The sequence below is a fragment of the Exiguobacterium sp. s160 genome, from assembly GCF_018617575.1.
Taxonomy (GTDB): Bacteria; Bacillota; Bacilli; order Exiguobacteriales; family Exiguobacteriaceae; genus Exiguobacterium; species Exiguobacterium aestuarii_A.
The window spans coordinates 1-347 of record NZ_JACSKK010000031.1 but is presented as its reverse complement, the minus strand read 5'-3'; the positions used below and the strand labels follow the sequence as shown (position 1 = coordinate 347).

At 47.8% G+C, this 347-nt stretch carries 2 tRNA genes; both read left to right on the top strand.

Annotated elements, in window-relative coordinates:
* Nucleotides 1-90: 90 nt before the first annotated feature.
* Nucleotides 91-167: transfer RNA gene (locus KNO86_RS14625), tRNA-Arg, on the top strand.
* Between the two features lie 6 nt (nucleotides 168-173).
* Nucleotides 174-250 (top strand) — tRNA-Pro (locus tag KNO86_RS14620).
* The last annotated feature ends 97 nt before the right edge of the window (nucleotides 251-347 follow it).

Below are 347 nucleotides of genomic sequence, written 5' to 3'. Positions count from 1 at the left end.
GGTCGTGGCGGAATCGGTAGACGCGCTAGGTTGAGGGCCTAGTGGTGGTTAACACCGTGGAGGTTCAAGTCCTCTCGACCGCACCATATTGCACCCTTAGCTCAGCTGGATAGAGCGTTAGACTACGAATCTAAAGGCCGGGAGTTCGAATCTCTCAGGGTGCACCATTATTACGGGAAGTAGCTCAGCTTGGTAGAGCACTTGGTTTGGGACCAAGGGGTCGCAGGTTCGAATCCTGTCTTCCCGACCATTTATTTTTTGGTCTTTGAAAACTGAACGATGAGGCAAAAATAAGTTTTACAATTTTTGAATGAAGCGCAAGCTTCGTCAATTTAAGAGCTATATCA